The sequence below is a fragment of the Vibrio metoecus genome (assembly GCF_009665255.1).
GTDB classification, from domain to species: Bacteria; Pseudomonadota; Gammaproteobacteria; order Enterobacterales; family Vibrionaceae; genus Vibrio; species Vibrio metoecus_B.
This window is the reverse complement of record NZ_CP035687.1, coordinates 742,886-763,093: the sequence shown is the minus strand read 5'-3', so window position 1 is coordinate 763,093 and position 20,208 is coordinate 742,886. Positions and strand designations below refer to the sequence as shown.

Genomic DNA, 20,208 nt, shown 5'->3' with positions numbered 1-20,208 from the left:
GGACAAAGGGGGATTTCCCCCCTTTTTCATTTGTACCCTGTTCGGTAAAGTAGGTTTTAAGACATGAGTTGCATGACTGATGTCTGGTATCAATACGATACCTCTGTGTTTTTAGCAGACCCTCGCTGAATTCATGGAACCTCTTCTACACGTCGACAAGATATGTTTCTTGTATTTATGCCAGCCCGTCTTCAGGCTGGCTTTTTTTCGTCCAAACAGTCGTAAACTAAGCAAGATTAGCTTACAAGCCAGCATGCTCTTGGTATCATATCGCCGCTTTTCTAGCGGAGGATTATGGTGTGCCTAACCATCTGACATCAGAGCAGATTTCTTTATTTAAACAACTGCCCGGATATTGGGGATGCAAAGATCTCAACTCCGTGTTCGTCTATGCCAATCAAGCCTATGGTCAGCTTATTGGAGTAAACACAGCCGAAGAGTGTATTGGACGCACCGATTTTGAAATGCCAAGCCCAACCACCGCCTGTGCGGCTGAATTTCAGCAACAAGATCGCTATGTGATTGAAACGGGCCATTCGGTGAAGGTGCTCGATATCCACCCCTATCCCGATGGTCACTGGCATGCGCACATTTTTACCAAAACCCCTTGGCGTGATCAGCATGGCAACATTCAAGGTACGATTTTCTTTGGTCAGGATTTAACGGACACCGCGATCCTCGAAGTCGGACATTGGGTATGTCGTGCCACAGGGCTTTCTACTTCCAGCACATTTAAATCGGTAGCTGACCGCGCAGCATTAAAACTTACCGCTCGTGAATCTGAAGCACTATTTTTACTCCTATATGGCAAAAAACCGCAGCATATAGCACGGGTTATGGGCATTTCGATAAAAACGGTGGAAGGGTATGAAGCAAAGCTGCGCAGCAAATTTGGGGCGTTGAGCAAAGACAAGTTGATTGATTTGGCACTAGACCGTGGTTTTGGTTCGGTGATCCCCAAAACATTGCTCAAAAAACAGCTTTCGGTGGTACTTAGTGATCATGTGGGCTAACGGAGCCGAAAAACAGGAAGTATTGAAGCAACCTCATCATAAGCGGTCACTTCAATACTGTGGTCACTGGCTACTAATCTTATGGTGCGAGTCGATCCACCGACCAGGATTCTCCCTCACGCGAGTAGAGAAAACGGTCGTGCAATCGGTGTTCCCCACCTTGCCAAAATTCAATGCTTTCCGGTTTAATACGGTAGCCACCCCAAAAGCTTGGTACTGGAATTTCACCGTTCGCAAACTTCTGTTTTAGCTCAAGATATTTGCCTTCCAATACACCACGCGCCGAAATTCGGCTACTTTGATGGCTGGCAATCGCGGCAATTTGGCTCTCTTTCGGACGCGAAAGGAAATATTTCATGTTTTCCATCGCACTCAATTTTTCTGCAACGCCAGTAATATGCACTTGACGTTCTAACGGATGCCATGGGAAGTGGAGGCTGATTTTGTTGTTATGTTCGATATGCTGCGCTTTACGGCTGCCCAAGTTGGTGTAAAACACAAAGCCCGCATTATCGACATTCTTCAGTAACACAATACGCTGAAAAGGCTGCCCATGTGCATCGACGGTGGCTACCGTCATCGCGGTAGGGTCGGATAAGTTGGCGTCAATCGCTTGTTGTAGCCACAGGTTAAACTGTTCGATAGGGTTGGCCTGTAAATCTTTTCTTCTTAGCCCACCATGAATGTATTCGCGGCGAATATCTGAAAGATCCATTTCTGCTCCTCACTTATTTTTGCCCGATTGTGCGCCTATCCCGCTGATAACTCAAGCGAGCAAACAAAAAGCAAGCATGGCAAAATAAGATCACAAATTTTAAAAATTGAGTAATTTATTAAAATGCTGAATAGGCCTTTCGCCGCAGATAGCATATCCTTAACAATTATTGACACACATAATAAAATCAACCAACTAAATATCCCTATACGACTTAGCGTTACCGCGAACACGGCGGTAATCTGTAAAGTTCAGGGATGGTGTGAAACAGGAATTACTCATGAGCAACCGCAGTTATAACAAGCTCACTGCCGAAGAATTGGATTACGTGGATGATAAAACCGCCGCTTTGCTACTCAATACCCCGCACAGCGCGCGAATCATTCTCTGGGTTATGGTGGCATTTTTCATTCTTGCCGTAACTTGGGCTTCATGGGCAGAAATCGATAAAGTCACCGTTGGCCAAGGCAAAGTGGTTCCCTCTTCTCAAGTCCAGGTTATCCAAAACTTGGAAGGAGGATTGGTAAAACAAATTCTGGTGCGAGAAGGTGAACAAGTGCAGAAGGGTCAACAGTTAATTCTGATTGACGATACTCGGTTTCGCTCCGACTTTCGTGAGCGCGAACAGCAAGTAGCCAACTTAACCGCCAGTGTATTACAGCTGTCTGCATCGATTTCTAGTGTGATTATTGATGAAAACTTCGAAGAGAAAAACTGGTCAAACAGTGTCCGACTTGATTACAGCAAACTCGCTTTTCCGCCCGTTTTAAGCGATTCTCAACCGGAATTGGTAGAGCGTCAGCGTAATCAATACCGGCAAGATCTGGATAATCTGCGCAACCAGCTTTCCGTGCTCTCTCAACAGATTAAGCAAAAGCAACAAGATTTGGTTGAAGCGGAAGCGCGTGTGATAAGCCTTCGTCAAGGTTATGATTTTGCAAAAAAGGAATTGGAAATCACCGAGCCACTTGCCAATGAAGGTGTGGTACCAAAGATTGAGCTTCTCAAACTGCAACGCCAAGTTAATGATACGCGTCGTGAACTGACCTCTACCGAGCTAAAGATTCCGGTGCTCAAAGCCGCCGTACGTGAGGCAATGCTCAGCCGAATTAACGCCGCGCAAAAGTTTCGTACCGAACAGCAAGACAAGCTAAACCAAGCGCAAGACAAACTCTCCGCGCTAACCGAATCGGCTGTCGGCTTGGAAGACAAAGTGAATCGTACCGTGGTGGTGTCACCTGTCACGGGTACAGTAAAAACGCTCTATGTGAATACGGTGGGCGGCGTCATTCAACCCGGCATGAACATCGTCGAGATCGTTCCTACTGAAGATACCTTGTTAGTCGAGGCACAGATAGCGCCACAAGATATCGCGTTCTTACGCCCTGAGTTACCAGCCATTGTGAAATTCACCGCTTACGACTTCACTCGATATGGTGGCCTTGAAGGTACTCTTGAACACATCAGTGCCGACACCACTCAAGATGAAGAAGGCAATAGTTTTTATCTTGTCCGTGTTCGTACCAAAGAAACCACCCTTGGGCATGATAAAAACTTACCGATCATCCCAGGGATGACAGCCTCGGTGGACATTATTACCGGTAAAAGAACGGTGCTTGATTATCTGCTTAAACCGATTTTGAGTGCGCAAAATAATGCGCTGAGGGAATAACTCACCCTATGAAACGTTGGATTGTTCTCTCTCTGGCCATTTGTGTCTCCTCATTCTCGCTGGCGCTCAATACCAAAGAGCAACAGTGGGTGGATGCGGTGAAAGCAACTTATGGCCCGCGAGCAGGCAAACGCGTAGAAACTTGGCGACTCAAGATGGCGCAGTGGGCATCTGTGTCAGAGAAAGAGCAACTGCAAGAAGTCAACGCGTTCTTTAACCAACTCAACTTTGTGAATGATATTCACCTTTGGGGTGTCAACGATTACTGGGCGACGCCTTTGGAGTTTCTTGGCAGTAATGCGGGTGATTGTGAAGATTTCACAATTGCGAAGTATTTCTCGCTGTTAGAACTGGGTGTATCAGATAAGAAACTCCGTCTCGTGTATGTTAAAGCAATTGAATTAAATCAATTTCATATGGTTCTAGCCTATTACTCGACCCCGAGTGCCGAACCGGTGATTTTGGATAACCTCAATCCACAAATTAAACCCGCTTCAACTCGCAAAGATTTACTGCCTATCTACAGCTTCAATGGTAAGAATCTGTGGCTTATGAAATCCAATAACGGACAACTGGCGGGCGACTCTTCGCGACTGAGTTTGTGGAATGATTTAAGAGCCAGAGAGCGCTCACTAAAATTGAATAAACCTCTAGTTAGCTATGATGAGTAGGCACTATGACGCTATACAAACAACTGGTCGCAGGGATGATCGCGGTGTTTATACTGTTGTTGGTTTCGGTTTTTACTATCGAATTCAACACCACCCGCAACAGTCTCGAGCAACAACAACGTTCTGAGGTCAATAACACCATCAACACGGTGGGATTGGCGCTGGCTCCTTATTTGGAGAAGAAGGATAACGTTGCGGTAGAATCCGTGATCAATGCACTGTTTGACGGCAGTAGCTATTCGGTCGTCCGATTGATTTTCCTCGATGATGGCACCGAAATCCTCCGCTCTTATCCAATTCAACCCAATGCTGTGCCGAAATGGTTTACTCAATTAAATCTTTTCGAACCGATCCACGACCGCCGCGTTGTCACCAGTGGTTGGATGCAGCTCGCCGAGGTTGAAATCGTCAGTCACCCAGGGCCTGCCTACGCTCAACTGTGGGAGGCACTTATCCGCCTCAGCACTGCCTTTATCGCAATTTTAGTGATCGGCATGCTAGCAGTAGCGTTTATCTTGAAGCGTTCACTCAAGCCACTGCAATTAATTGTCAACAAAATGGAGCAAGTTGCTAACAACCAGTTTGGTGAGCCTTTACCACGTCCAAATACCCAAGACTTGATCTATGTAGTAGATGGCATCAATAAGATGTCTGAACAAGTTGAAAAAGCGTTTAAAGCTCAAGCCAAAGAAGCCCAACAACTGCGTGAACGCGCCTACCTTGACCCTGTTTCTCATCTGGGTAACCGAGCCTATTACATGAGCCAGTTGAATGGTTGGCTTTCAGAAAGCGGTATTGGCGGTGTGGCCATTTTACAAGCCGAGTTCATCAAAGAGCTCTATGAAGATAAGGGGTATGAATCCGGCGATGGCATGGTTCGTGAGTTAGCGGATCGCCTGAAAAATTCGATTACCACTAAAGACATTTCGATTGCGCGTATCTCCACTTATGAGTTCGGTATCATCATGCCGAATATGGATGAAAGTGAGCTGAAAATTGTTGCCGATAGTATTGTGACTTGTGTCGAAGACATTAACCCCGATCCGACTGGAATGGCGAAAGCTAATCTTTCGCTTGGAGTAGTCAGCAATAAACGTCAATCGTCGACAACCCAATTGCTCTCGTTGCTAGATAATGCCCTTGCCAAGGCTAAGTCAAATCCAGAACTCAATTATGGCTTTATCAGCAGTGATACCGATAAGGTAATTTTAGGTAAACAACAATGGAAAACCTTGGTGGAAGAAGCCATCCACAACGACTGGTTCAGTTTCCGCTTCCAAGCCGCAAACAGCAGTTGGGGGCAAACCTTCCACCGCGAGGTGTTCTCTGCCTTTGAAAAAGACGGTGTTCGCTACACGGCTAACCAGTTCCTTTTCGCTTTAGAACAACTCAACGCCAGCCATGTTTTCGACCAATATGTGATTGAACAAGTCATTCAACGACTGGAAAAAGGCGAACAGACCGAGCCTCTCGCGATCAACATTGCTCAAGGCAGTATTTCTCAACCGAGCTTTATCCGTTGGATTAGTCAAACTTTAAGCAAGCACCTTTCCATCGCAAACTTACTGCATTTTGAAATCCCCGAAGGCTGTTTTGTGAATGAACCCCACTACACCGCACTATTTTGTAATGCCGTACGCAATGCAGGGGCGGATTTTGGGGTCGATAACTATGGGCGTAACTTCCAATCTCTCGATTACATCAACGAGTTTCGTCCTAAATACGTGAAGTTGGATTACCTCTTCACCCATAACTTGGATGACGAACGCCAACAATTCACCCTTACGTCCATTTCGCGCACTGCGCATAACTTGGGGATCACAACGATTGCCTCTCGGGTTGAAACACAAACTCAGCTCGATTTTCTTTCAGAACATTTTATTGAAGTCTTCCAAGGCTTCATTGTAGATAAGTAACCAAGGCCACAGGCATGCAAGATACATTACTCAATTCGCTGGTGTACGTAAGCCGTTATTACGGTTTAGCGAATTCTCCTGAAGCACTGATCAACGGCCTACCTTTGGCTGACGGTAAGCTGACGCCCTTCCTCTTCCCTCGCTCTGCGGAAAGAGCTGGGCTGATAGCAAAAGAAAACCGCGCGCCTTTAGACAAAATCCCACATTTGGTTTTCCCTGTGGTATTGCTGCTCAAAGGCGGGGAAGCTTGCGTACTCAACAGTATTAACCAAGAAACTCAAGAAGCTGAAATTGTTACTGCGGAATCTGGCATGGTTCCAGTTGCCTATCCGATGGGTGATTTAGAAGCCTTGTATATTGGCCGCTACTTTATGGTCAAAAAACAGTTTCGCTTTGATGAACGCTCACCAGAAGTGCTTAAAACAAGAGATGGTCATTGGTTTTGGAGCACGATTTTCAAATCGAAACATATCTATCGTGATGTGTTGATCGCGTCACTGCTGATTAACTTATTTGCGATCGCCGCGCCGATGTTTTCACGCATCGTCTACGACAAAGTCGTGCCAAACTTGGCCTTTGAAACTCTGTGGGTGTTGTCTAGCGGCATCTTAGTGATCTTTTTATTCGACTTCGTATTCAAAATGCTACGCAACTACTTCATCGACGTAGCAGGGAAAAAATCGGACATTCTGATCTCCTCCAAACTGTTTAGCAAAGTGATGGGCATCCGTATGGAGGCTCGGCCACCTTCGGTTGGGGCTTTTGCGCGCCATTTGCAGGAGTTTGAATCGATTCGCGAGTTTTTTACTTCGGCGACCATTTCATCACTGATTGATTTGCCATTTGCACTGCTGTTTTTAGTGTTAATTTGGTTAATGGCAGGACACCTAGTTTGGGTACCCATCATTGGCGTACTGGTGTTGGTGGTTTACTCAATCTTAATTCAAGGCCCATTGCGCAAAGCCATTGAAGAGGGATCTCGGCTCGCTTCACAAAAATACGCCAACTTAATTGAAAGCCTGTATGGGCTAGAAACCGTGAAGCTGTTTGGTGCACAAGGTCAATTCCAGTACCGCTGGGAAGAAGCGGTAGCCCACATGGCTAACTGGAACATTAAAAGCCGCCGGATCACCGATAGCATTCAAAATACCGCGGGGTTTATCCAGCAAGCGGCGAATATCGGCATGATCATCGTTGGGGTTTACCTGATTTCCAAGGGTGATTTAACTATGGGGGGACTGATTGCCGCAACCATGCTCAGCGGTCGAGCCATTGGCCCACTCGTACAACTTTCCCTGCTTTCTACTCGTTATAATCAAGCCAAATCATCCATGACCATTATTGAGCAAGTGATGGCGATGCCAGATGAACAAGAAGAAGGCAAACGTTACATCCACCGTCCAATCATTCAAGGTAAAATTGAGCTGGATCGCGTGACCTTCCATTATCCCAACTCCCCAATGGCTTCCGTCCGCGACTTGAGCCTCACCATTAACCCGGGTGAAAAAGTCGCTATCATTGGCCGAATTGGTTCAGGGAAAACCACGCTTGAGCGCCTGATAATGGGGCTGTACAAGCCAACCGAAGGGCATGTACGCATCGACGATACCGACATATCGCAACTGCACCACATCGATATTCGCCGTAATATTGGTTGTGTACCGCAAGACAGCGTGCTGTTTTACGGTTCAATTCGCGACAACATTACTCTTGGCCGTCCATTGGCCGATGATCGTGAAGTGATGGATGCGGCCAACCGAGCAGGGGTGACGGCATTTACTCAGCAAGATCCCGCCGGCTTAGAGCGCCAAGTGGGTGAAGGCGGTATGCTACTCTCTGGGGGACAGCGTCAATCCGTATCTATTGCACGAGCTTTACTTGGTCGCCCTCCGGTACTGCTGATGGATGAACCCACCAGCGCGATGGATAATCGCTCAGAGATGCATATTAAGCAGCAGCTCAGTCAACTAAAACCGAGCGAAACGCTGATTTTGATCACCCATAAAACCTCGATGCTGGATGTCGTCGATCGGGTCATTGTGATGGAAAAAGGCTGTGTGATTGCCGATGGACCCAAACACGAAGTGCTCAACGATCTGCGCCAAGGGAATGTTCGTGCCGTGCAATAATCGCTCGGTCAAAAATCCGCGCTACAGCCGGCATTGAAGCATCAAACAAAGAGGGAACCAAACTTGGGCTCCCTCTTTGTTTTTCTGCGGTTTCCTTTCGATTTAAAGCCCGATATCGACCGCTTCTAGCAATGAAGAGAATTTAATCTCATGCTGATTAAACATAAAGGTGGAGGGACCATGGGCTCGTTTCGTCAAAACCCGCTCATCACCAAACTGGATAGTGACATGGGTAAAGACCTTATTTTTAGCCTCTACCGTATTTTCAGCTAATTGCTGCTCAAACTCTTCATTGAGCATATCCAAGGCGAGCTTAATCTTCTCCATTTGCGTTGTAGCTTCAGCTTTGGCAGCGTCAATCTCTTGCGCCTCTTCATCACTACGTTCCGCTTTAGGACGTTTTTTAAACTCTATCTCACGGCGGATCAATTCCATTGTGGTATCTTGCGCCTGTTTATAGAGATCCTTATGTTTATTAATTCTCTCTTTGTAACTTTGGTAACGAGCAAACGCTTCAACGTGAGTGGCCGTATCACCCTCGACCCCAAGGTTAAAGCAAAGGATTTTTCCTCCAACTTTCGCGCTTCCAGCACTAAGGGTACCTTGGGTAAGCTTGCTGTCTAACACCGTGAGATCATTCCCACAGCGAATAATATTACCCATACTGTGCACCGCAAGATGAATCGAATCTGCGGCTTGTAGCTCTGCATATTGTGCATAAGTCGCACGAATACTGGCTCCTGATTTCACCACGCAGCTGTGTTCTTCATCATCCGCCACCGTATGTCCGATAATACCTTTGCCAACTTCAATATCCCCTTGTGCCTGTACATTGGCCGATTCAATAAATCCCCCAACGGTAATCGAACCCGTCGCACGAACAATCATCCCTGGTTCAATGTCTCCTGCGATCACCACATTGCCTTTGAAACGAATGTGTCCAGTTGCCACACTGACATGATTCAAGCACAGTGCGCTATCTACTTCGATAGTGTTCTTTTTGATAAGAGGCATTCCCGCTTGGCTAGCAAGCAATAAATTCGGATCATTAGGAGAAATATGGGTACCTTTACCGGCTACAAGTACCGATTCTTTACCGGGCTTGGGAGGGATCTGCTTCCCCTGAACGGTGTAGCCTATTTCACCTTTCGTGGCAGGTAAGCGACGCATCACGGGATCATTTTCTCCTACCGTGATGGTTTCGCCCAAATTACGCATATCGAGTTTGTTTTCACCGGCTTTCTTTTGTGGGCGAAGCACGCGTTTTGATACATCTTCAACTAACGGGACAAACTGGGTATCACGTCCTTGAATGGGTTCTTTGCCACGCGCAACTGGCTGGGTAAACACTTCTCCCGGCTTCAATTGGCTACTCACCAACAGCACTTTTTTCAGCGCCAATTTGTTGATGCCTTTCAACACGCTCGCTTGCGCTAGAGCGTGTACCAGCTCATTCCCACGTAAGCCTCGGCCACCATACGCCCCTGTGACAACCATGCTCGCAAGCATTTCTTTCTCACCCAACACAACGGAAACGGTCGCGTTACGCACTTCCGCGATCACGATGCCTTCAAACGCGGCACGTTTGCCTTCTTTAACGCTATTGATAAAACGAGTGACAGCTTCATCCAATATGAACAATTTACCCGCTCCAATTTGCGCCAACACCGTAGGCAGCTCAGTCCGGTTCAGCTCTTTGGCTGCGGTTTGTGCGCCTAATTTGGCAAGCACTTGCTGTCTATCTGGCGTGAATTCGAGTATCTCTTTCCACATAACGTTTTATCTTTTACGGTACAGAATCTCCATGAATTGAGTGTATAAGAAGAATTCTGATTGCAGAACTCTATAGCCTGTAAATTCAGGCTTATGTCACTCTGTAAATAACCAGAAGGATGTATTTGAAAGCTAGACAGAAAGTGTTGTGGCGTAAAATCCCGCCACCAAACAAGCAAAAGCTACACAGTGTAAAGGCCTTTACACTGTAAACTACGGCAAGAAAATGCATCGGTTACAGCAAAAGATCTTTCTGCACAAAAGAATAAACCGCCGTGACTCGGCGACCTTGATTGGAGTATTCCAATGATTCGCACAGCTGCTTTGCCAATAATATTCCTCGGCCATACACCCTTTCTGTGCTCGTTACATTGATGCTATTGCAATCGAATCCTTTACCGCTGTGTTCTAAATCGATCTCTATCTGCTGTTTTTCAGGTTGATAGTTCACTTTCAAGATAAGCCAGTGGTATTCCGGCAAGTTTTTTAAACGCTTATCACGCAATTGGTAGAATTCAAAGAAACCATCCGGCGTATCTTTGAGTGAAGAATCCAGCTCCAATAACCCATGTTCAATCGCATTAGCGAACAGCTCGGAGAGCACGGAACACAGCAAATCAAGATGTTCGCCTCCACTGACAATTCCGGTTAAAAAGCGGCGAACTTCATTCATCAGCGATACTTTTCGCAATACATCGGCTGGGAAATGCAGCTCCGTTTGTAATGGAATGCAGCTGAGCACGACTTTTGGCAACGCTTTGTCGCTTTGGTTACTGTTGGTGATAGGGAAAGTCATGGTCAAGATAGAAAGGTCATCGCCCTTGCCACGGTTGGAAAATTTTTTAACCGCATCGTACAACGTTGGGATTAGCGCCTCAGAATAGGCTTGGGTCAACACTTGCTCAAGGCGCGCCTCACCAAAATGCTCACCTTGTTCGTTCATGGCTTCAATGATGCCATCGGTATAGCACACTAATTTTTGGTTGGGTTCCAATTTGAAATGTTGAACATCCGCTTCAAACTCATCCGAAGAGAGCACTCCCAATGGCATATGATTCGAAACCAAACGACTGACAATAGTACCTTGATGATCAAGCAAATAAGCTTCCGGTAGCCCTCCACCCCACCAAGAGATCTCAAAGCCATTGGCTCGAACTTCAAAAACACTGGCCGCTAGCATCATTCCAATCGGTAAAAAACGCTCAAGAGAATGGTTTAACTCAATCACCATTTCCCCCAACGATAATCCTTTTTGTGCCGTGGAGAAAAACGTTCGGGTGGCAGGAATGGTCGAGATTGCAGCCGGTAAACCATGCCCTGTCGCATCGGCAATCATGACGTAAACCCCACCATGAGGCCGATTCGCGACCACGATCAAATCGCCATTAAAAATGGTCGATGGTGTAGAGATATAATGAATACCGAAAATCTGCTCCACTTGATGACACATCTCTTCCATCAAGTTAGTAAAAATGGATTCTGAAATCGCGTAGTCGTACTGCACCTGCTCACGGAAATGGCGCAATTCGTCACGCTGATCCATCACCTCATTATGCATTTTCACGATCCGGTAATGAGCCTGAACTTTCGCGATCAGCACACTGCGCTCAACCGGTTTAAGAATGAAGTCATCCCCCAACGCTAAGCATTTTTCGAATGAATCACGATCGTCCAATACCGTAAGAAAAATGATGGGGATATGGTGCTTCACAAACGCTTGACGGATTTCCTTCGCGGTCGCAAATCCATCTTTAATCGGCATCATCACATCAAGCAAAATGACATCTGGAAGCGTTTCCATATTGCGCATCGCATCCAAAGCTTGCTGCCCGTTTTCAAAGGTATCAATGTGGGATGCTAAGTGCGCCAAAATAAAACGGCACAATTCACGGTTAGTAGCATGATCATCAACAATCATTACTCTCACTGACACTTCTCCCTACAACTTGGTTATTCGATATCGAATTTTTTATCGAAACGCGACAGCAGTAAGATCTTGCGGACTTGCGGCAAGGTGTTAGTAATTCGAATCGCCCCATCCGACTGCTCTAAATATTTCTGCATATTGAGCAACATGCCAAGCCCTGCACTATCGATGTAATCGACTTTCCGTAAGTCAATGGTAAATCGGTGGTCATGGCGCTTCGTATAACTGGCTCGAAACTCATGAACAAGATTGAAGCAAAAAGCGCCCTCAATCGAAATAGTGATGTGTTTATTGTGACTATCGATGTCAGTCTGCACATTCATCGCAATCTCTCCTAGAATAACTCTACTTCGCCTTCGTCAATGCTGTGTTGATTCGCCGCCAATGCACCACGGTTACGTGAACGGTCTTGCAACGCTGCAATCTTGTCTATCAGTTGCTGCTGACTACCTGAGCTACTGTGTAGTGTTTTAAGCAAACTGGTTGCTTCTTGTAGAAAGGTGATTGAGCCCAGTGCGTACTCGCCTTGTTGAGAGACGATGTCCGTGAATTGTAAGGCACGCGTGCCTTCACGAACTTGTAGAGTTAACTGTTGCCCTAGCTGCTGAAGTTTGGTGACTTCTTGTTCAATTTCGGTATTAAGCTGCTGTACGCCTCGCAGCATATAATCCACTTTTTCTTTTGACTCAATGGCTTGTGTCATATCAAAAGAGGCCATTTCGCCAACTGTACGGTTGGCGAGCTCGACCGTATCTTGCGCAATTTTCATTTCAGTTTCGATCTGGGTATTCAGATTCGCAGCTTGAATGGAGAGGTTACGCACTTCTTGCGCCACCACGGCAAAACCGCGTCCCGCTTCTCCGGCTCTTGCGGCTTCTATAGCCGCATTCAGAGCCAGTAGGTTAGTCTGTTCTGAAAGGCCACGAACTTGCTGCAGAAGCTTGAAAACCACGTCTAGCTTCAATGACATATCGTGAATGCTGTGTACTGCCAAAATACTTTTTTCCGAAACATCCACCAGTATTTGCACAAACTGCTGAATGATCGCTTCCGTTTTGGGCAATACCTCCATTAAGTCGAATTCACTGCCTTGGTTGGCGAGTAAGTTATCGACCAACTGAGTGGACACCGTGGATTGTTCCTCACTCACACTCTGTAAACCAAAGAAACTGTTGTTAATGGTTTCAGCCGAGGCTTTCACTATTTGGTTTTGCTTTTCCAAAGGATCAGTGATGCGCTGAATATTTTCTTTTAGGATCTGCTCAATCTGACTTAATACCTGTTTATATTCAGCAGGTAACGTACTTTCAGCTGAGGGCTCAGCATCTTTAGGTTGTGGCTGGTAGCTGAAATACGCGAACCAAGGTAATAGTGCGCTTAGCACTGCTAGCAATACAAGCCACCAAGCCAACCCAAACTGGAAAACAACTAACAGTAAGAGTATTTGCCCAATCAGTATCAGTGTTATTTTGTGTTTTTGGGTAATCATCCTGAACCTCTCGACGTCTAACTTGGGGTTATTTCGGCTTTTTTTGTAATTGTTCTATGATCCATGCCGCCATCAACCCTAAGGGTTTCACTGCATCGGCCGCGCCTAATTCAATTGCCACTCGTGGCATACCCCACACCACGCTCGATTGCTCATCCTGCGCCACGGTGACCGCACCTTGCTGATGCATGGCTAGCATGCCTTTTGCTCCATCTTGCCCCATACCCGTCAAAATAATGCCTAACGCCTTACTGCCTACCGTTTGGGCAATGGAATCAAACATGACATCGACCGAAGGTTTATGCCGATTAACAGCGGGCCTATCATCTAGCTCGGCATACAATTTTCCGCTCCGCTTCACAACGACAATATGCTTATCTCCCGGAGCCAAATAAGCACATCCCATTTCCAGAGAGGTTGTTTGCTGTGTGAGTTCATGCACTTGAAGCGCGCTGCTGTCATTGAGCCGTTTGGCTAATGAGGGAGTAAACAGTGCACTGATATGCTGTGTCATGACAATTGGTGGCAACCCTGTTGGCAAAGCGGATAACACTTGCTTAACCGCCTCCGTACCTCCCGTCGATGACCCAATCGCGATCAATTGATAATCACTTGAAACCCCTCCATTCAGGCTTGGGGAAGGAGCAGCACTCTGTCCTACCCCCACATTAGCGTGTGCAGCCATCTTAATTTTTTCATTAACCAAAGCTTTGTAGCTAAGCATTTCTGCTGGGTTATCAGAGGAGGGTTTGGGGAAGTAATCAACCGCTCCAAGTTCTAGCGCCGCCAATGTCGCCTCTGCTCCATGCTGGGTTAAGGTTGAGATCATAACCACTGGTAATGGATGGAGGCGCATAAGGTTTTTTAGAAACTGTACGCCATTCATTTTTGGCATTTCTACATCCAAGGTCAGAACGTCCGGCTTATACAGCTTAATTAACTCTCGGGCCTGATAAGGATCTTCCGCACTCGCAATCACTTCCAGAGCCGGATCACTTTCGATCAGTTGCGTCAAAAGAGCTCGGAATACAGGAGAGTCATCCACAATCAATACTTTGATTTTTTTCATTGAAACAACTCCACATCATTGTAGGGGCTTTGTTTATCAATCTTGTGCTGGTAATGCTCTTCATCTTGTTTGATTGCGTGTGCGGCACTAAACCCGATCCGCTTAATCCATGCCTGGCCGGTTTGCGGGTCAAACAGCAGTTTCCTAGGTTGTGATCCCCCTAAGTCTTGAGCCACCACATGCAGCTTTTCTCGTTTGGCGTATTCAAGAACAAACTCGACATTTTTTTCTCCAACCTGAGATTGGTACCCCAGTAAATGGGCCCCCCCAAACAGCTTGAAATGCAATCTTTCTCGCTCAGCATTCATCGATAACAAACGGTTAATCAGGAGTTCCATGGCATAACAACCGTAGCGTGACGCATCCGATAGCAACGCTTGAGGATGCCAATGTTGGCTCTCAAACTGGCTGTTAAAGGGCAGTAAAAAATGGTTCATACCACCAATGCCTAACTCACTATCCCATGCACATACCGAAACGCAGGAACCGAGTCCGGTATGAATAATTTCCTGTTCGCCAGTGGCGTATACTCCGCCCGGCATCACCTTGACCCAATACCGATGATCGCTAGGATGATTGAAACGATGGTAATGGCCATTGGCCTCTTCCCGTTCAATTCTGCGCTGTCTGGTACTTTTACTGTCTAACATAAATGGTATGCCCGAGATGATGAAAAAGGGACACACAGCGCCCAATACTCTCCGAATGGCCTAACATCAACACGCCCCCCGGTTTAAGTTGTTGATGAAAGCGCTCGATCAATTGTTCTTGGGTCGGTCGATCAAAATAGATCATCACATTCCGGCACATAATCAGATCCAATTTTTGCTTGAATGGCCAAGCCTGAATCAGATTTAAAGGGCGAAAATCAACATAATGTTGTAGTTCTTGCTTGATTTTCATGTTGCCTTGTTGCGTTTTTACCCCTCGAACAAAACTACGTTGCAGATAAGGCTCCGGAATCGAGGTTTGTGACTCAATGGGATAAATCCCTAAACGTGCTTTTTCCAATACGGCGGTATCCAGATCGGTTGCCCAAATTTTCAAATCTGGGCAAAAATCCATAACCCTTGCATTTTCAAGAACAGAAACCAAGGTGTACGGTTCTTCTCCTGTTGAACACCCTGCGGACCAAATCCGCAGTTGATCCGCAGGCTCTTTGCGCCACTCTTCCACTAGAACTTTTTCAATAAACTCAAAGTGGTGAATCTCACGGAAAAACTCCGTTTTATTGGTGGTCAGCGTATTAATAAAGTGAATGCGCTCCTGATCATCACTTTCAATCAGTTCACGAAACTCTTTAAAACGACGCAGCCCTTTACGGCGCATCTGCCGACTCAAACGACCATATACCATGGCGCGTTTGGAGTCGGGCAGATAAATACCCACCGTTTTATGCATAAACCATTGAATGAATTTGAAATCTTTATCAGTGAGTTCAAACTCTTGCTCATTGACCGCCAACATACGTCATCCTTGGATTAAAACTCTTCCCATTCATCACTCTCATCTGCTGCGCGAGGTGGCATTTTATGTACCACTTTACTCACAGGCGCTTTCTCTTTATGCATGCCAACAACGGCTTTAACTTTGGAAGGCGTCGCAGCCTGATGCGCCGTTTTACGCTCAAAAGTCGTGATGTTGTTTTCTGTCACAAAGAAATTCATGAGATTGAGCAGCTCTTTTCCTTCATCTTTGAGGGATTGGCTAGCAGCTGACGTTTCCTCGACTAACGAAGCATTTTGTTGCGTCATTTCATCCATTGCGGCAATCGCACGATTGATTTCATCAATACCTGTCGATTGCTCCACACTGGAGGCGGCAATCTGCGCAATCAAATCTGAAACTCTCGCGACCGCTTCCACAATTTCTTTCAATGTGGAACCGGACTCGTTAACCAAACGTGAACCTTCATTCACTTTGTCCACACTGTCGTTGATCAAACCTTTGATCTCTTTCGCCGCTCCCGCACTTCGTTGAGCAAGATTACGTACTTCACCTGCAACCACTGCAAAACCGCGACCCTGCTCTCCCGCCCGAGCCGCTTCCACTGCCGCATTCAACGCAAGCAAATTGGTTTGGAAGGCAATTTCATCAATCACACTAATAATGTCGGCGATTTTCTTGCTCGCCGTATTAATCGCTCCCATCGCATTGATAGCCTCTCCGACCACTTCCCCGCCACGAGTTGCTTTTTTCGCCGCATCCGTCGCCAACACATTCGCATCTTTCGCGTTATCTGCATTTTGGCGCACCGTTGCGGTGATTTCCTCCATACTGGCAGCAGTTTCTTCGAGGTTAGAGGCTTGCGCTTCCACTCGTTGACTCAGGTCGTTATTTCCTTCAGCAATTTCTGTTGATGCCGTTGCGACGCGAGCAGAAGAGACCGTAATTTTGTCCACCATATTGCGTATGTTGACGATCGAAGCATTGACCGCACTGGCTAATCGACCGAACTCACCCTGATACTCATCCGACATATTGGTGTTTAAATCACCTTCTGCCACTCGGCTCATGACTGAAATACACTGTCCAAGAGGCTCAACTAAGGTCGTGAGCAGATTGTTGATGCCATCCCCCAACTCACGCATGAAGCCAGTATAGGCACTGGTATTCATCCGATCATGTAAGTCGCCTTTGATCGCTTTTTGGATTAACGTTTCAACTTGGCGCTGACCATCACGCTGCTCGGTAATATCTACCCACTGCAGCGCAGGGCCTATGTATTCCCCTTTGGCATCACGCATTGCAATACAAGTGAGGTTAAATTCTAACGAGCCGACTTTAATCATTGAGCTGAACGGTAGGCGATCGGGGTTGCTGATGATGGAACGCTGATGCGCTGGGTTTTTATGGAAAATATCAATATTTTTCCCCACCAACTCAGCCGCTTTAAAGCCCGGAAACGCTTTAGCCAGTTCAGGTTCACGATGGCTAAGAAGCTGTAACAGCGCAGGGTTAAGGTATTGGATGATGCCTTCTTTATCTGCCATCATCAGGTTCGTCGTCATCCCTTCCACAGCTGAAGCTAAGCGGCCAATTTGCTGCTCACGTTTTATCTCTTCCGTGACATCTCGCCATTCAAGAGTATTGCCGATGTAACCCCCACGATCATCGATGATCGCCCCAACATTCAGCTCAATTTTCACCCCTTTAATGTTGATCACTGTGGTATAGGGCAAATTTTTAGGATCCGCGAGCATGCTACGTTGATGACGAGGGTTAATGTGGAAATGGTCGATACAATAACCTTGTAGGAAATCGGCTTCAGCTCGAAAATCAGGCCATACCGAGCGGAATAATGCTTCATGCTGTTTCAGCAACAAGAGCGTTTGATGATTGAAGTAGGTGATTCTAAAATCACGGTCAATCATCATCAATGCAGTTTGCGCTGCGTTAAGTGCAGACAATAATTGATAATTCGATAATCCGCCGTTTGTTTCTGGTTCTTCAAACTCGCTGATCACACTCTCTTTGGCTGGCTCGACAAACTGCGGCACAACCTGTTGCTTACGATTCCAAAATGCCATGTGTTTTCCCTCATTGTGTGCTTTCGGCAGTGGAGCTTAGGTTCAGCGCCTCAACATCGAACAGCGCATCAATATCAATTAAAACTAAATGTCGATTTTTTATTGCGGCAATCCCTTTGACATACTGATTACCAATCACCGTTGAAATACTTGGGGCGCGTTTTATCTCTTGTTCTGATAGCGCATACACTTCCGCTACCGCATCAACAATTAAGCCTAACGGTTGCTGGTTAGCCGCATTAATCACCACGACAACCGTGGTCGCGTTAATCTCAACCGGAACTAAACCCAAACGACGTTTGAGATCCAAAATCGGAATGTATTCACCACGGATATCCAGCAAGCCGATCACAAAAGGGGGCGCATTGGGAATTACTCGAACAGGGCTCCAGCCTCGCACTTCTCGCACTTCCAGTATCGGAATACCGTATTCTTCATCATCTAAAATGAAGCTCAGAAACTCTCGCTGCATCATGCCTGTCCCTCGCTGAGGATCCTGTCCATATCCAGCAATGCATTACCGTCAAGCAGAGACATTACTTCATCCCCGACATTTAAAATGCCACTTAAAAAAGGCACCACGAGACTTTCCCCCACAGCGGGGTTTAGCACTGCCTCTCCTTGCCCAATCACATCACTGACGGAGTCAACCACCACCCCCATCAGGCGTTTTTGATCTTGCTGATGTATGCTCAGAATCAACACGACTGTGGTCGGTAAATAATCGAACTGTGTTAATCCAAAACGCAGACGTAAATCGATGATAGGAACGATCATGCCGCGTAAGTTAATCACGCCTTTAACAAAATGCGGGGCTCTTGGAATCGGCGTCGGTGCTTCCCAAACACGAATTTCTTCAACATGAGATAGCGCCACACCATAAAGCTCCGAACCCAAAATAAAACTTAAGAAGTCAGCGCCCCCGGTTAACCCCATATCCATAGAAAGAATGGGAACCGATGATGCCGAGAGTGAAGTATCAAGATGAGCTGAATTCATGCCGACTCCTTACGCCGCTTTGCCTTTATTCACAGACGAAGTAGTGCGCTTCATGAAATGCGTAATCAACCCCGGAATATCAAGAATTAAAGAGACGGAGCCATCACCTAGAATGGTGGCGCCAGAAATACCCGCCACTTTGGCATAGTTCGATTCGAGGCTTTTGATCACCACTTGTTGTTGATCCAATAAATCGTCCACCAACAACCCCACTCGATGTCCTGCCGATTCGACAAAACAGAGTAGCCGCTTCTCTAAACCACCACTGCGCCCCATCGCAAGTTCATCCTGCAGACGTAGAATAGGAATGTTTTCTTCACGCAGCCGATACAGCTCAATACCACCCGCAGCATGTTTAACACTGGCAATATTGATTTGAATGGACTCAACGATGGTCAGTAGAGGAATGACATAAACTTGGTCAGCCACTTTCACAAGCTGACCATCTAAGATGGCTAACGTTAATGGAAGGCTAATCGTAAAACGGCTGCCACGCCCCAATTCCGACTCAACCTCAATCTGTCCGCCGAGATCCTCGATGTTGCGTTTCACCACATCCATGCCGACACCGCGACCTGAAATGTCGGAAACTTGTTCTGCGGTCGAAAATCCTGGGGCGAAAATTAAGTTGATGATCTGTTTATCGGTCAGATCGTTACGTTGGGTTTGGGGGTCTAACACCCCTTTTTCCACCGCTTTACGCCACAATTTATCGCAATCAATTCCCGCACCATCATCACGGATTTCGACAATGATCGAACCACCTTGATGAAAGGCTTGCAGCGTAATCACACCCGTTTCTGGTTTACCTTTGGCCACCCGTACATCTGGCATTTCAACGCCATGATCGATACCATTGCGCACCAAATGCACCAAGGGATCAACAATGCGTTCGAGCACTGTTTTATCCAACTCTGTTTGTTCACCTTGAATTTGTAAATCGACTTTTTTCCCCAAACGACCACACAAATCCCGAACTAAACGGGGAAAGCGGCTAAACGCAAAACTCATCGGCAACATACGAATATTGAGTACGTTTTCTTGAAGATCTTTACTGTTTTGCAGCAGCTGAGCTAAACCGGCTTTTAACTTCTCCAGTTTATCCATTGAAAAATCATTGCCCAATTCAGTGAGCATCGATTGTGTGATGACCAGTTCACCGACCAGGTTGATGAGATTATCGACTTTCTCAATATCTACCCGAATCGAAGAAACACTGGTGTCCATTTTGGCTGGTTTGTTAGCGGCCTCTTTCTTACTTGGCACCGATGGATTAGGTAAAGAATTCACTTCTGCGGACGCCGT

16 protein-coding genes and 1 pseudogene are annotated in these 20,208 nt (G+C 46.5%); 5 read left to right on the top strand and 12 right to left on the bottom strand.

Annotated features, from left to right (window positions below):
- Positions 1-299 precede the first annotated feature (299 nt).
- The gene (locus EPB59_RS16840; RefSeq protein ID WP_055050206.1) at positions 300-1,013 is read left to right on the top strand and encodes a helix-turn-helix transcriptional regulator; all 714 of its coding nucleotides are present in this window, start codon (positions 300-302) and stop codon (positions 1,011-1,013) included.
- A gap of 79 nt (positions 1,014-1,092) precedes the next feature.
- On the opposite strand, the gene pdxH is transcribed toward EPB59_RS16840, so the two are convergent.
- Positions 1,093-1,728 (bottom strand): pyridoxamine 5'-phosphate oxidase, encoded by a 636-nt coding sequence (pdxH, locus tag EPB59_RS16835; RefSeq protein ID WP_055050207.1) that lies wholly within the window; start codon positions 1,726-1,728, stop codon positions 1,093-1,095.
- Between the two features lie 280 nt (positions 1,729-2,008).
- On the opposite strand from pdxH, the gene EPB59_RS16830 reads away from it, so the two are divergent.
- Genes EPB59_RS16830 through EPB59_RS16815 form a run of 4 tightly spaced genes read left to right on the top strand, consistent with a single transcriptional unit; the run spans position 2,009 to position 8,116 of the window.
- Positions 2,009-3,400, top strand: coding sequence for an HlyD family type I secretion periplasmic adaptor subunit (locus tag EPB59_RS16830; protein ID WP_055050208.1), 1,392 nt, complete (start codon positions 2,009-2,011; stop codon positions 3,398-3,400).
- Positions 3,401-3,408: 8 nt separating this feature from the next.
- Positions 3,409-4,071 carry a transglutaminase-like cysteine peptidase gene (locus EPB59_RS16825; RefSeq protein ID WP_154173976.1) on the top strand — a complete coding sequence of 221 codons (663 nt, stop codon included), beginning with the start codon at positions 3,409-3,411 and terminating at the stop codon, positions 4,069-4,071.
- 5 nt (positions 4,072-4,076) lie between these two features.
- Complete coding sequence (locus EPB59_RS16820) at positions 4,077-5,987, top strand: bifunctional diguanylate cyclase/phosphodiesterase (protein WP_154173974.1); 1,911 nt, start codon at positions 4,077-4,079, stop codon at positions 5,985-5,987.
- 14 nt (positions 5,988-6,001) lie between these two features.
- Positions 6,002-8,116, top strand: a complete 2,115-nt coding sequence (locus tag EPB59_RS16815) for a type I secretion system permease/ATPase (protein ID WP_055050211.1) — start codon at positions 6,002-6,004, stop codon at positions 8,114-8,116.
- A 102-nt stretch (positions 8,117-8,218) separates the two neighbouring features.
- Here the strand turns inward: EPB59_RS16815 and EPB59_RS16810 are convergent, their stop codons facing one another.
- The 11 genes and pseudogenes from EPB59_RS16810 to EPB59_RS19065 all read right to left on the bottom strand — a co-directional run.
- Entirely contained in the window at positions 8,219-9,889 is a 1,671-nt protein-coding gene (locus EPB59_RS16810; protein ID WP_055050212.1) for a DUF342 domain-containing protein, read from the bottom strand.
- 235 nt (positions 9,890-10,124) lie between these two features.
- Positions 10,125-11,807: an ATP-binding SpoIIE family protein phosphatase gene (locus EPB59_RS16805; RefSeq protein ID WP_195707191.1), complete on the bottom strand. Its 1,683-nt coding sequence runs from the start codon at positions 11,805-11,807 to the stop codon at positions 10,125-10,127.
- 32 nt (positions 11,808-11,839) lie between these two features.
- The gene (locus tag EPB59_RS16800; protein ID WP_055050214.1) at positions 11,840-12,139 is read right to left on the bottom strand and encodes an STAS domain-containing protein; all 300 of its coding nucleotides are present in this window, start codon (positions 12,137-12,139) and stop codon (positions 11,840-11,842) included.
- Between the two features lie 11 nt (positions 12,140-12,150).
- The gene (locus tag EPB59_RS16795) at positions 12,151-13,305 is read right to left on the bottom strand and encodes a methyl-accepting chemotaxis protein (RefSeq protein ID WP_055050215.1); all 1,155 of its coding nucleotides are present in this window, start codon (positions 13,303-13,305) and stop codon (positions 12,151-12,153) included.
- Between the two features lie 28 nt (positions 13,306-13,333).
- Positions 13,334-14,374, bottom strand: coding sequence for a protein-glutamate methylesterase/protein-glutamine glutaminase (locus tag EPB59_RS16790; RefSeq protein WP_154173971.1), 1,041 nt, complete (start codon positions 14,372-14,374; stop codon positions 13,334-13,336).
- Positions 14,371-15,024: a chemoreceptor glutamine deamidase CheD gene (gene cheD, locus EPB59_RS16785; protein WP_154173969.1), complete on the bottom strand. Its 654-nt coding sequence runs from the start codon at positions 15,022-15,024 to the stop codon at positions 14,371-14,373. The genes EPB59_RS16790 and cheD overlap by 4 nt, the downstream gene beginning before the upstream one ends.
- Positions 15,011-15,841, bottom strand: coding sequence for a CheR family methyltransferase (locus tag EPB59_RS16780; protein WP_154173967.1), 831 nt, complete (start codon positions 15,839-15,841; stop codon positions 15,011-15,013). The genes cheD and EPB59_RS16780 overlap by 14 nt, the downstream gene beginning before the upstream one ends.
- A 14-nt stretch (positions 15,842-15,855) precedes the next feature.
- Positions 15,856-17,904 carry a methyl-accepting chemotaxis protein gene (locus tag EPB59_RS16775; RefSeq protein WP_055050219.1) on the bottom strand — a complete coding sequence of 683 codons (2,049 nt, stop codon included), beginning with the start codon at positions 17,902-17,904 and terminating at the stop codon, positions 15,856-15,858.
- 10 nt (positions 17,905-17,914) lie between these two features.
- Positions 17,915-18,379, bottom strand: coding sequence for a chemotaxis protein CheW (locus EPB59_RS16770; RefSeq protein ID WP_055050220.1), 465 nt, complete (start codon positions 18,377-18,379; stop codon positions 17,915-17,917).
- A complete protein-coding gene (locus EPB59_RS16765; RefSeq protein ID WP_055031857.1) occupies positions 18,376-18,903 on the bottom strand; it encodes a chemotaxis protein CheW in 528 nt (175 codons plus the stop codon). Before EPB59_RS16765 ends, EPB59_RS16770 begins: the two co-directional genes overlap by 4 nt.
- Before the next feature lie 9 nt (positions 18,904-18,912).
- Positions 18,913-20,154, bottom strand: a pseudogene (locus tag EPB59_RS19065) (chemotaxis protein CheA); the annotation flags it as partial.
- Positions 20,155-20,208: the final 54 nt, after the last annotated feature.

Excerpts from the sequence above, each read along its gene's own strand:
- pdxH (WP_055050207.1), bottom strand. The coding sequence starts at position 1,728 with ATGGATCTTTCAGATATTCGCCGCGAATACATTCATGGTGGGCTAAGA.
- EPB59_RS16830 (WP_055050208.1), top strand. The coding sequence starts at position 2,009 with ATGAGCAACCGCAGTTATAACAAGCTCACTGCCGAAGAATTGGATTAC.
- EPB59_RS16825 (WP_154173976.1), top strand. The coding sequence starts at position 3,409 with ATGAAACGTTGGATTGTTCTCTCTCTGGCCATTTGTGTCTCCTCATTC.
- EPB59_RS16820 (WP_154173974.1), top strand. The coding sequence starts at position 4,077 with ATGACGCTATACAAACAACTGGTCGCAGGGATGATCGCGGTGTTTATA.
- EPB59_RS16815 (WP_055050211.1), top strand. The coding sequence starts at position 6,002 with ATGCAAGATACATTACTCAATTCGCTGGTGTACGTAAGCCGTTATTAC.
- EPB59_RS16810 (WP_055050212.1), bottom strand. The coding sequence starts at position 9,889 with ATGTGGAAAGAGATACTCGAATTCACGCCAGATAGACAGCAAGTGCTT.
- EPB59_RS16805 (WP_195707191.1), bottom strand. The coding sequence starts at position 11,807 with ATGATTGTTGATGATCATGCTACTAACCGTGAATTGTGCCGTTTTATT.
- EPB59_RS16800 (WP_055050214.1), bottom strand. The coding sequence starts at position 12,139 with ATGAATGTGCAGACTGACATCGATAGTCACAATAAACACATCACTATT.
- EPB59_RS16795 (WP_055050215.1), bottom strand. The coding sequence starts at position 13,305 with ATGATTACCCAAAAACACAAAATAACACTGATACTGATTGGGCAAATA.
- EPB59_RS16790 (WP_154173971.1), bottom strand. The coding sequence starts at position 14,374 with ATGAAAAAAATCAAAGTATTGATTGTGGATGACTCTCCTGTATTCCGA.
- cheD (WP_154173969.1), bottom strand. The coding sequence starts at position 15,024 with ATGTTAGACAGTAAAAGTACCAGACAGCGCAGAATTGAACGGGAAGAG.
- EPB59_RS16780 (WP_154173967.1), bottom strand. The coding sequence starts at position 15,841 with ATGTTGGCGGTCAATGAGCAAGAGTTTGAACTCACTGATAAAGATTTC.
- EPB59_RS16775 (WP_055050219.1), bottom strand. The coding sequence starts at position 17,904 with ATGGCATTTTGGAATCGTAAGCAACAGGTTGTGCCGCAGTTTGTCGAG.
- EPB59_RS16770 (WP_055050220.1), bottom strand. The coding sequence starts at position 18,379 with ATGATGCAGCGAGAGTTTCTGAGCTTCATTTTAGATGATGAAGAATAC.
- EPB59_RS16765 (WP_055031857.1), bottom strand. The coding sequence starts at position 18,903 with ATGAATTCAGCTCATCTTGATACTTCACTCTCGGCATCATCGGTTCCC.